We start from the raw sequence: 9,886 nt of genomic DNA, 5'->3' as shown, positions 1-9,886 counted from the left end.
CACCGATCCCAAGATCCTGGCCCTACCCGGACCGGCATGGATCAACCAACCAAAGGAGGGCACCGAAACAGAGGCAGCCTAACCACTGCCTCACTCACCCTGGTACCGCTTGACTTGAAAAATTCCGTGCTGCCCGTCGAGAACGTAGTCAATTGGATAATCCGGTTCCACATCCGGGAGTTGAAACGGCCCAAGGTGACGCTCGTGCGTCAGCTTTTCTTTCGTTCGCCAGAGAATAAGAGCCCCATAGGGGAACTCCTTGTAGATTGAATCCATCAGATACGCTACACGTTCAGTATCCCAGACGAATCCGCGTTGAAAAGCTGGGACTCGTATAGTTCCGTTCTGCACGTTTGCGAGGATCTTTCTAATTGTGAGTCCCACCGATACCCCTTCATCATTTATACCAATATAGCGCACCGATAAGTGAACTGAGCCATGCTCGTACCGTCTCAAAACCCTAGGGTTTGTAGACAGATCTTGTTGAGGCTATTTGAAGAATCGAACTAAGCGATATCCAGCGACGCACAACGAAGCAAGGAGGCAACCGCTTGCAAGAATGAACAGGAAGAGAGCTGGGCCGAGCCAGTGGATTTCAACCTGGTCGAAAGTGGCGGTTGCACTATTGACTACCTGGTGGCATGCAGCCGCAGGAGGCAACGGGTTCATCGTGACACCATATGAAGCTACTTCAGTACCCGGTGGCGGTGTGGCGCAACCGCGCCCACCCGCAATCCCATTCAACACGTGAGTCTGAATGTAACCAGCGACGTATGAGCAGACAAGAAATGCAATTCCGATTCCAGCCAGCGGCCATGGGGAAAAGAGGTGCTTCCACCTTGCTGATTGATGTTCCAAGGCTTTGGTCATTTCAGTGCTTTCGGTCGTTTATCAGCGTACTCGTCCCACGAGAAGTGGGTCGGTGTCCGCCAGTTGCGGTTAGCATTCAGCAACAGCATGTCGGTTGATTTAGTGGATCGCCCCGAGTTCGGTGGAGAGTTCATAACGGTACGCCGACAACTGCTGGCCGACTGATTTCAGTGTAGTAGTGATCCTCGAACTGTGCCGGGGCGAGGTCTCCGCAGTACGAATGCGGACGGGTGTTGTTATACCAATGCACCCATTCCAAGGTCGCGAATTCCACAGCATCGCGACCAGTCCACGGACCTTCGCGCCACACCACCTCTTTCTTAAATAGTTTGTTTAACGCTTCAGCTGCGGCATTATCATAAGAATCGCCCGTCGAGCCGACCGAGGCTTCTATCCCGGCTTCACGTAGTCGTTCTGTGTAAGCAATGGAAACATATTGACTTCCCTTGTCTGAATGGTGAATTAACTGATTGATATTACGGTTCTTTCCCATAAAGCGTGCTCCAGGGCATCCAGCGCCAAATCGGTCCGCAGCGTCGTATCGACTCGCCACCCGACAACCATGCGGGAAAACAAATCCATCACGAACGCGACATAGACGAAACCACTCCACGTCGAAACATACGTAATGTCAGCGACCCAGCGGGTATCTGGAGCATCGGCGGTGAAGTCCCGGCACACAAGGTCACTCGGGTACGAGGCGGTCTTGGACTGCCATGTCGTAGTCGCCGACCGGGCATTGCTCACCCCTGCCAGACACAGGGCGCGCATGCGTCGTTCGACTGTGCACCTGGCGATCGGCTCGTCTGGATAGAGCCGGCGGAGCATGACCCACATTTTCCGTGCTCCGAATAATCCTCGATTCTTCGCATGCACTTTCTGAATCCGTTCATCCCACACGGCGTCAGTTTGTTTCCGTGCCGAGACCGGTCGCGACCTTCTGGCGTAATACGAACTCGCAGCGATCTGCACCCCGGTATCCGACAGGACACGGCAGATCGGCTCGACTCCGAATTCGTTGCGATTGTCATCGATGAAGCCATCGATATCCGTCAGTGGCGGTCGAGCTCCGCCTGGGCAAAATACGCACTCGCTTTCCGCAGGATCTCATTCGCCCGGCGCAGTTCCCGAATTTCCTTTTCCAGATCTGTGATGCGTTGCTTGTCATCAGTCGTCATTCCCGGCGTCATTCCAGAATCAACATGATTGTGCTTCACCCAATTGCGCAGGGTGTTCTTGTTGATCCCGATCTGTTCACCGACCAGCCGGCACGCGGTGCTCACGGCCAGGGCCGGATCATCGGTGAGCTTCTCGTTGACCATGCGCACGGCGCGGTCTCGGACTTCTGCAGGGTACTTACTTGGTGCGGGCATGGTCCTATCCTCTCGGTTAGATCAAGCCCTCCACCACACCCGGGGCGATCCAGCGCTCTTGTTCTTCTTCGTCGCCTTCTTGTATTGCCTGGCGTATTTCGTGGTGATCTCTGCTCGAGTCGCCATCGACAGTTCACTCCCCATAGCTTCCGAGGGTCCACCATTTCGCGGGCAAAAGTATATGAGGCACCGAGGGTGGCATCCGGGCTGTTTATCTGAGTCTTGCCGGTCGATTGACACCAGTAGAGTACGAAGCAATCATAGAGCCAGCTGCTCTCGCAGCTTGACACTCAAACTGTCACCTTTCTTTGCATCAGTCCCTTTTAGGCCTTTGGTCGAGCGTGACGTTTGAGCCTGTCAAGTAGTTTGTGTTCGGGATTGATTTACAAGTACGGATTCATCCGGTCCGGATAAGCCACAGCCAACTGAGCCAGCGCCTGTTTCCAGTTCGTCGTGATCTGGCCTTCGACGAGCCGACCAGTCGTCGCCTTCCGAGCCTTTCCTTTCCCCTTCTCCTTTTCCCGCTCGCGGGCTCGTTTGTCCTCGATATTGCAGATCGCTAGCCACAACAGCTTCACCACCGAGTCATCGGTGGGGAACTGGGATCGGTTCTTCGTAATCTTGCGCAACTGGTAGTTCAACGACTCGATCGCGTTCGTCGTATAAATCACCCGCCGCAAAGCCGGTGGAAATTGCAGGAATGGGATGAACCGGTCCCAGGCGTTCTCGAACACCGCCACAGCCGAGGGATACTTCCGGCCTAATTCGGACTCCGAGAACGCTGTCAACGCGGCCAAAGCAGCATCCTCGTTCGCGGCAGCGTAGATCGGTTTCAGAGCCCTCGACACGGCCTTACGGTCGGTATAGGACACGAACCGGTTCGCAGCCCGGATTAGATGCACGACGCAGGTTTGGACGAGGGAGTCGGGCCACGTCGCCTCGATCGCATCCGGTAGGCCCGTGAGCCCGTCGCAGCAGACGATGAGGACGTCCTGGACTCCCCGGTTGGCCAGTTCGGCGCACACGTGGGCCCAGAACGAGGCTCCCTCGGTGTTCTGGACCCAGATGCCCAGAACATGCTTGATGCCGTCCATATCGACACCGACAGCGATATGCGCGGCCTTCGAGCGCACGTGCCCGTTGTCGCGGACCTTGACGCGGATCGCGTCGAGGTAGACGACGGGGTAGAACTCCTCGAGCGGACGTTGCTGCCATTCCATGACTGCTTCGAGGACTGCATCGGTGATGTTCGAGATCGTCTCATGGGAGAGTTCGGTGCCGATCGTTGACACCAGATGGTGTTGGATATCGCGGATCGTCATCCCGCCGGCATACAGCGAGATGATCATGTCATCAAGGCCACCGAGTCGGCGTGAACCCTTCGGCACCAGACGAGGTGTGAACGACCCATCACGGTCCCGGGGGACGCTGATTTCGATGTCACCGGCTTCGGAAGCGACTGTCTTGGCATACGTTCCGTTGCGCGAGTTCGTTGTGGTCTTGGCGTCCCTGTCGCCGGCTGTGTAGCCCAGGTGCGAGGTCATCTCGGCACCGAGTCCTCGTTCGAGGGTTTCCTTGATCAGTGCCGGAACGAGACCGCCATCGCCGGTGAGTTCGACGTCGCCGGAATCGATTTTCGCGAAGAGTTCGTCGAGGGCTCCGGAGGCCTTGAGCTGGTCAACGATTTCGTTGGCCTGGTTCGAGTTCGAGTGTGTATTCGTCACAGTCACTATTCTGTCCTTTCAGATGTGACCCGGTACACAAACTATTTGACACCCTCTGACGTTTCCGGCCATCCCTGGCCACGAAAGCCACAGCAATGACCACCCAGCAAACATAGAGTAAGACCATAGGGATGAACACGATTGCCGGTAGGTAGTCGATTGAGCTAGACAAGAACAGCCAGGCCAGTTCTGCAACCATAAGCGCACCAAGCGCCAGGTTGGCAACGCCCATCCACCGCTTCTTCGTCGCTTCCCACGCGGAGTACAGAATCGATAGCTGCAGAACGAGAGTGGCGGCAACGAGCAGGAGCACTGACAGTACCTGTCGGACAACAAGCCACCCCGGGGAAGTGAAATCGAGGAGGAGGGCAACAGCACCAAGCACTACGCATCCTGCACCGGATAAAGCAAAGAAAGTCGGTCTACGGGTCACAGGTACTTGCTCCAAGTTCGAGCTGCGACGGCCCCATACGGAGAGCAATCAAATTTGCTTAGGACCTGTTGACCGGTAAATCTTGACCGCCGCGATGACAACGAAGACGACTGTTGCAACCCCCAACAAAAGAGGAATCAGGCCGTCGAGAATTGCTGTGATCGGACTGAAGTAGCCAGCCCACACGAGACCGGCAGCCAGCAAAACAGTCAGGGTCATGCCGGAAGCTACCCACTTCCTCGCTGACACCGGAGCTATTGGTGACCGGTGGATAGCTAGAGCGACGAGTACACCAGAGACCAGAACGAGCACGATTGAAACGAACGCTGGCACAGAGAGAACATAGAGCACCATCGCAGCGACAAAAGCAACAAGCCCTCCGAGGACAAGACTTCTTGATGAATTCACGACTGAGTGCCCCTACAGCTTCTTGACGAAAGTATTTGCTGTCACTGCTGCATAGTAGACGCCTACCGTGATGTAGCAGTTCTGGCGGAAGACCGTACCTTTGGAAAACTGATGCTGGCACTGCTGCTTCATCTGCCTTTTGAGTTTTCCATTGGCGCTGTACCACTGCTTCTTTTTAGTAGAGTTTGAGATTTTCTTCCCCATGATTGCTTGGATGTTCATATCGTGTCGGGCACACGGTCCACGGAAATCGACTCGATACTTACCAACCACAGGCTGGTCTGGAGAGGAGGTGCAATAGTCATGCCAGCTCTTTGGTTTGCAAGACTTCGGGCAATACCGGTAATTCTTGGGGATGGTGACTCTCCCTGGCTTCTTGGCGTAGGGAGTTAGAGGACCACCAGGTTTGACCTTCAGGGGAGTGGTTTCAGCTTCAAAGAGGTTGAGTCGTAACTGGCGCTTACGATTTGCAGGAAGGCATTGACGCCGAGGCGGCCGAAGCTGCAATGGGCCGCAGTGCCGACGAGACTACCAAGGCTCACAGTCGGGCCATCCTCGTGCTAGCTGAAGCAACGAGAAGAATGGACAAGGGACTTCACCCGGCAGGAGTGTAGGCTCCTGAGCCTTTGAGTGCGTTGTACAGCGTCTGCCGAGAGACCTCATAGCGTCGGGCGACCCCGGCCACCGAGATCCCCATGTCGACCATCGCCCGGCAGGCTTGCACGTCCTCGTCGGTGAGCTTGCGCTGATAGACCCCCTGAGCCTTCGCCAGCTCAATCCCCTCCCGCTGCCGTTCAAGGATCCGCGCGCGCTCGAACTGCGCCATGCCCGACAGAAACGTGAGGAACAGTTCCTGCATAGGGGAGCTGCCATCTTTGGAGACGGTGATGTTCTCCGAGACGAAGGTGACCGTGCACCCTTTCCCGGTCAGTGTATCGACGAGCGAGTAGAGATCTCGGGTGTCTCGTCCGAGGCGATCCAACGAGGCCACACGAATATGGTCACCCTCGCGGGCATAGTCGATGAGCTTGTTCAGGCCTGCGCGGTTGGCGCGTGATTTCCCGCTGAGCTTGTCCTCGAACGTCTTATCGCACCAACCGATGGTCTCGTATTGCCGGCCAGGGTTCTGATCGGCGCTACTGACGCGCACGTAGCCGAGGGTCTGTCCGAACAGGGCATCTGAGGGGTTCTCGGAGTCGGTAGGCATATGTGTCCAATCACTGGAATCGCAACCCGCTTGACAGCATTCTTCCGGCCGAGATCTCGAATGTCAAAGGGGTATACCCGATTGACATGATCGCACTCATCCGGCCTGCTGGGCCGAAGTTTTCTCGAAATTTCATACTTTCGTGCGAGGCGCCCGCGGCGCCCACACTGTATGACCGGACCTGCGGCAGGTAACGGTTTGATTGCTTTCACACGAGCGACCCCGGAAGCCAACTCAGGGATTGTTAGGTTTAAGGACGGCTTATCCCCATGAAAGATCGTCCCCACCTTTCTTCACAGACTGCGAGACCATGCGAGAAGACTCCCGGATGGCCCTGGCCCCCGTTCATCCCCGCCGGTGGGTCCAGCGTGCCCTGGTGGCAGTCGTCGTCATCGTTTTCGCCATGGCCGCCATTTTCATCGTTTTCACGCCAGTAGAAACTGTTTCGAAGGTTCGGGTCGCAATCATCGATGGAGGAATTGACCCCACCTACCCAGCATTGAATAAGGCGAAGATCGAGGTTCGTTCGGTGCCGGGCGCCCCGTCGAGAGTGAGCGAACACGGGTCAGCCATGGCCGCGATCATGGTTGAAAGCGCGTCAGCAAAACCATCTACACGATCTCCGACGATCGAGATCGTCGATGTCCCGGCTCTTGATGTTTCTGGTGTCGGGGAAGTTGAAGACTTGGCGACTGGGATCACGACTGCGACGCAACAAGATGTGGATATGATCGTCGCCGCGCTCGGGACCGAAATGGACGTGCCAGAGCTGAAGGAAGCGGTCCGTCAAGCTCAAAACGATGGCGTGACCATCTTTTCCGCTGCCGGGAACGGTATTGGAGATTTCGCCTCATACCCAGCCCAATATGAGGGAGTGATCTCAGTGGGGGCACTGAACAAATCAGGCCGCCGCCTGAGATTCACGAATACTCGAGCAACGAATCTCCTTGCTTCCGGTGAGGAGATCCGCGTTGAGAGCCCGGGAGGTGGGACCCAGCCGTATTCAGGGACGTCTCCTGCAACAGCGATTGCTGCGGGAAAGATTGCCGCGTGCTGGCCACTGATTGCTCCACACACTCTTGATCAGACCCGCAGGAACACTCCTGTCGATCAAGCGATAGAAGAATCCATTGAAGAACAAGGAAAGGATCCGAGGGAATGCAAGTCTCTTTAAGGAAGAGCGTTGCTGCTGTTGCAGCGGTGACCGCGTTAGCGGTGGGGCTGTCGACGGCAAATATTTCACCCGTCGCGGCCGACGAGCCAACCGAAGTACCAAGCGTCAGCACACATAGTGTCTCTGTTGATCCTGATGAGGCGACCTCAGGTGTTGAGTCGCTTGATGAGGGCGGCGACAACCTAGATACGACTGTAGACGTCGACGCGGTCGGTGGCACAGTCTCCACCTCGGTTGAGGCTGAAGGTATTGATTCGCGTGTGGATGTCGCCACGGATTCCGATGCTCCTCTTGATGAGCTGATCCAGTCGGTGACGGTTGAAGCAGTCGTCGATGGTGAAGACATTGAAAGCGAACTACTCGTCCGTGATTTCACCTATTTAGGTGATGAAGCCTTCACCGCAACTCTCGAAGATGCTCAGTCCGGAGAAACCATTGAGGTTTCTTCTGCCCAGGTGAATGCGCAGGCATTCCCGATTCTGTGGGTTCTTGGCCTCCTCGCTCGTGTCGGGATTAAAGCAGCGATCAAGCAAATAGGGAAGTCGAAGATCAAGAAGGCCACCTCCAAGTACCTTCTTCAGAAGGCCAACGCGAACACCTGGAAGCATATCCGGGCGAAGAAGCACAACTGGGGGAAGATTGGCGGCACCTCGCGATCGAAAATTGCGAACTTAATGTCTCGTGCTATGGCTAACGGCAAGCACTCGAAACGTGGTGCGAACGGAATGCAGGCTGTCCTTCCCTACAAGGGTAAGTACATAGTTGTCACATATGCGAAGAAGGGTGGGAAGATCAGTAATGGCTGGTGGGGTAAACCGTGATAGCGCACAGGCACTGACTGAGGCGATCGTCGCTGCGGAAAAGGGCTCACTTGACAGTGCGTTGCAGCTTGCGGGCGCTATGTCGATAAAGGACGTCGCCTATGCCCTTGTCGAAGGGTTCGAAGATACTGGGAGCCCCGTTCACAATTTCGAAGAGATCCGTGATCGGTTCATTTGGCGGTGGGTTTCTTCGCTCGACCCAGTAGAAGTACTTGCCGCGCTTGTCGCCATCGACGGTGTTTACAGCAACGATTTAGTGGTTCTGCCACATGCGGAAGACCGGTTCACGACCAGGCTCTTAGAAGCTTCTGCGGATGCCGTTCGTGTAATTAGCAAGCATCTTTCCTACGTGAAGGATCTTGCTGGAGGCCCCGATACTAGTTTCAATGAGGCCTTCGCCGCGCGGGTGACAGAACTTGCTGACGGTCCGTTGGCTCAGATGTCTGACGATTTGACCTCACAGGCTCAGCAGCTAGCGAAGCTACAGCAGAACGCTGATGAAATCGAGTCGGACGAATAGGAGCTAGCTTTAAACCCACAAGGGCGGGGCCGCAAATCTACGGTCCCGCCCTTGTGGGTGCGGCTGTTGGAGTTTGTGCAGACAGCTGACGAAATCGGCTTCGCAGATCGAGAGGGCGACTTTCCAGCGTCTAGGTGGTGCCGTCCTTGACAGTTTCGTTCGCAATCTAGTCCAGTTCTTGGACGGATTCGGTGAGCGGGGATACCCGGTAGACATTTCCGCCCGTCGTGACCGGCTCCACCGAATTCGTCTTGGAGGTCACATATTCGTGACCAACTACCGCGACAATCACTGACGCTTCAAGCCCGTTGTCGTTGCTTGCCGAGGAAGGACACGTTCCGTCGAACCTCCGTTCACGATATGGCTGTCCGAGAACTCGAGCTGATGAATTTTCACCTCCGTTGTGGCTAGGTAGCCGGTATAGTCCCATGACCATGGATGTGTTTAGTTTTGTGATCGTCGGGGTTTATGTGCTCAGCGGTGGCCTGGTGCTCTCATTGCTGGTGCTCGGTTTGATTGTTCTGCTCAAGGTCAACAACCTGCTCGACCTCGAACTGGCCAAACGGGTCGAGCAGAAGAACGAGAACCCGCAATCCGCAGAATAAGTCCTCGCTGCCCCTGAACGCGGCGATGGCCTGATTGTCATCGAAGTCGACGTGACTCCGAAGACCAGACGAGGGAGCGTAGTGGTACACCACCTGTTTCGCATCACCCTATGCCTGCTGGCAGCTTTGGTAGCAGTGAGCTGTGAGAAGTTCATTTACGGCCGGATCATCCTGACACCAGACTCGGTCTGGCATTTCCGGGAATGGGTGCGTGTCGCGATCATCGCTGTGGTTGTGTGGGTGAGTCTCAACGTTTCAGACCGGTGGAGAGACCGCACTCGAAAATCGCAGAGATTGCAGCCCTGATACTGGGGAGAGAGCCCGAATCAATCCTTTACCCGTCCTCGTATACCGTCTTAGAGATGTCCCGAACTCGTGCGGGTCCACCCATGGCGGGACCGGATCTTGATGATCAGGGCCATCAGTAGAAAAAGTACGGCGGTCAGGGGGAACATGAACGCGGCGAACACCCACACAAGCGTCCCTCCAATTCCGGTCGAGTCGTAGTACACGGCCTGAGCAACTGAGAGGCTGCTTAACTGGTGGGCGAAGACCAGAGCGAATCTGGTTTGGAACCATTCATATGCCGATCTTGGCACACTCGTCGTAGAGTCAGGGCCGTGACGGAATTTTTCAAGTCAAGCGGTACCAGGGTGAGTGAGGCAGTGGTTAGGCTGCCTCTGTTTCGGTGCCCTCCTTTGGTTGGTTGATCCATGCCGGTCCGGGTAGGGCCAGGATCTTGGGATCTGTG

9 protein-coding genes, 1 pseudogene and 1 other annotated feature are annotated in these 9,886 nt (G+C 55.8%); of the genes and pseudogenes, 4 read left to right on the top strand and 6 right to left on the bottom strand.

The genetic code is table 11. The features are described from left to right. Positions 1–90: 90 nt before the first annotated feature. The 6 genes and pseudogenes from BANT918_RS18190 to BANT918_RS16885 all read right to left on the bottom strand — a co-directional run bounded on the left by BANT918_RS18190 (position 91) and on the right by BANT918_RS16885 (position 6,015). Positions 91–384: a DUF262 domain-containing protein gene (locus tag BANT918_RS18190; protein ID WP_167389520.1), complete on the bottom strand. Its 294-nt coding sequence runs from the start codon at positions 382–384 to the stop codon at positions 91–93. Between the two features lie 616 nt (positions 385–1,000). Next, positions 1,001–2,243, bottom strand: a pseudogene (locus tag BANT918_RS16900) (IS3 family transposase). Beyond that, positions 1,828–1,959 (bottom strand) — a sequence feature (AL1L pseudoknot). Its footprint overlaps the pseudogene before it by 132 nt. 383 nt (positions 2,244–2,626) lie before the next feature. Continuing rightward, the gene (locus BANT918_RS16895; protein ID WP_418904427.1) at positions 2,627–3,976 is read right to left on the bottom strand and encodes an IS256 family transposase; all 1,350 of its coding nucleotides are present in this window, start codon (positions 3,974–3,976) and stop codon (positions 2,627–2,629) included. Between the two features lie 472 nt (positions 3,977–4,448). Further along, positions 4,449–4,808, bottom strand: a complete 360-nt coding sequence (locus BANT918_RS17290; RefSeq protein WP_125178022.1) for a hypothetical protein — start codon at positions 4,806–4,808, stop codon at positions 4,449–4,451. A gap of 12 nt (positions 4,809–4,820) precedes the next feature. Continuing rightward, the gene (locus BANT918_RS17960; RefSeq protein ID WP_096168666.1) at positions 4,821–5,315 is read right to left on the bottom strand and encodes a phospholipase A2; all 495 of its coding nucleotides are present in this window, start codon (positions 5,313–5,315) and stop codon (positions 4,821–4,823) included. 88 nt (positions 5,316–5,403) lie between these two features. Next, positions 5,404–6,015 carry a recombinase family protein gene (locus BANT918_RS16885; protein ID WP_069599738.1) on the bottom strand — a complete coding sequence of 204 codons (612 nt, stop codon included), beginning with the start codon at positions 6,013–6,015 and terminating at the stop codon, positions 5,404–5,406. A gap of 376 nt (positions 6,016–6,391) precedes the next feature. On the opposite strand from BANT918_RS16885, the gene BANT918_RS16880 reads away from it, so the two are divergent. The 4 genes from BANT918_RS16880 (at position 6,392) to BANT918_RS17500 (ending at position 9,135) form a co-directional block, all read left to right on the top strand. Continuing rightward, positions 6,392–7,189 (top strand): S8 family serine peptidase, encoded by a 798-nt coding sequence (locus BANT918_RS16880; protein WP_167389519.1) that lies wholly within the window; start codon positions 6,392–6,394, stop codon positions 7,187–7,189. Next, positions 7,174–8,010, top strand: a complete 837-nt coding sequence (locus BANT918_RS16875; protein ID WP_096161386.1) for an SAR2788 family putative toxin — start codon at positions 7,174–7,176, stop codon at positions 8,008–8,010. Before BANT918_RS16880 ends, BANT918_RS16875 begins: the two co-directional genes overlap by 16 nt. Next, positions 7,988–8,530: a hypothetical protein gene (locus tag BANT918_RS16870; protein WP_009885516.1), complete on the top strand. Its 543-nt coding sequence runs from the start codon at positions 7,988–7,990 to the stop codon at positions 8,528–8,530. The genes BANT918_RS16875 and BANT918_RS16870 overlap by 23 nt, the downstream gene beginning before the upstream one ends. Positions 8,531–8,958: 428 nt before the next feature. After that, the gene (locus tag BANT918_RS17500; RefSeq protein ID WP_162619321.1) at positions 8,959–9,135 is read left to right on the top strand and encodes a hypothetical protein; all 177 of its coding nucleotides are present in this window, start codon (positions 8,959–8,961) and stop codon (positions 9,133–9,135) included. Positions 9,136–9,886: the final 751 nt, after the last annotated feature.

Source organism: Brevibacterium antiquum CNRZ 918, from assembly GCF_900169145.1.
Lineage (GTDB): Bacteria > Actinomycetota > Actinomycetes > Actinomycetales > Brevibacteriaceae > Brevibacterium > Brevibacterium koreense.
This window is presented reverse-complemented; position numbering and strand designations above follow the sequence as displayed.

Excerpts from the sequence above, each read along its gene's own strand:
- BANT918_RS16885 (WP_069599738.1), bottom strand. The coding sequence starts at position 6,015 with ATGCCTACCGACTCCGAGAACCCCTCAGATGCCCTGTTCGGACAGACC.
- BANT918_RS16875 (WP_096161386.1), top strand. The coding sequence starts at position 7,174 with ATGCAAGTCTCTTTAAGGAAGAGCGTTGCTGCTGTTGCAGCGGTGACC.
- BANT918_RS16870 (WP_009885516.1), top strand. The coding sequence starts at position 7,988 with ATGGCTGGTGGGGTAAACCGTGATAGCGCACAGGCACTGACTGAGGCG.
- BANT918_RS17500 (WP_162619321.1), top strand. The coding sequence starts at position 8,959 with ATGACCATGGATGTGTTTAGTTTTGTGATCGTCGGGGTTTATGTGCTC.